Origin of the sequence: Adlercreutzia muris (genome assembly GCF_008831045.1) — a bacterium.
Taxonomy (GTDB): Bacteria; Actinomycetota; Coriobacteriia; order Coriobacteriales; family Eggerthellaceae; genus Adlercreutzia; species Adlercreutzia muris.
Genome location: NZ_WAJS01000082.1, coordinates 1 through 964 on the forward strand (window position 1 = coordinate 1; position 964 = coordinate 964).

1 rRNA gene is annotated in these 964 nt (G+C 64.2%); it reads right to left on the reverse strand.

Going from position 1 to position 964, the window contains the following annotated elements:
• Window positions 1-964: ribosomal RNA gene (locus tag F8D48_RS11465) — 16S ribosomal RNA — on the reverse strand; the annotation flags it as partial.

Here is a 964-nt window from a genome sequence, read left to right on the forward strand (position 1 = left end):
GGGGGTTCGGCCGGCGGCTTCGGGTGCAGACGACTCGGGTGGTGTGACGGGCGGTGTGTACAAGGCCCGGGAACGTATTCACCGCGGCGTGCTGATCCGCGATTACTAGCAACTCCGGCTTCACGCAGGCGGGTTGCAGCCTGCGATCCGAACTGGGACCGGCTTTCCGGGATCCGCTCCCCCTCGCGGGGTGGCAACCCTCTGTACCGGCCATTGTAGCACGTGTGCAGCCCAGGGCATAAGGGGCATGATGACTTGACGTCGTCCCCACCTTCCTCCGGCTTGACGCCGGCAGTCCCCCGCGAGTCCCCAACTGAATGCTGGCAACACGGGGCGGGGGTTGCGCTCGTTGCGGGACTTAACCCAACATCTCACGACACGAGCTGACGACAGCCATGCACCACCTGCGCCGACTCCTCTCGGCCACCGGGTCTCCCCGGCTTCATCGGCATGTCAAGCCCTGGTAAGGTTCTTCGCGTTGCTTCGAATTAAGCCACATGCTCCGCTGCTTGTGCGGGCCCCCGTCAATTCCTTTGAGTTTTAGCCTTGCGGCCGTACTCCCCAGGCGGGGCGCTTAATGCGTTGGCTGCGGCACGGAGGGATCGTCCCCCCACACCTAGCGCCCATCGTTTACAGCTGGGACTACCAGGGTATCTAATCCTGTTCGCTCCCCCAGCTTTCGCGCCTCAGCGTCAGTGACGGCCCAGAGAGCTGCCTTCGCCATCGGTGTTCTTCCCGATATCTGCGCATTCCACCGCTACACCGGGAATTCCGCTCTCCTCTACCGCACTCGAGCCGCCCAGTCCGGGACCCGGCCCGGGGTTGAGCCCCGGGGTTAGAGGTCCCGCTTAGGCGGCCGCCTACGCGCGCTTTACGCCCAATGAATCCGGATAACGCTCGCCCCCTACGTATTACCGCGGCTGCTGGCACGTAGTTAGCCGGAGCTTCTTCTGCAGGTACCGTC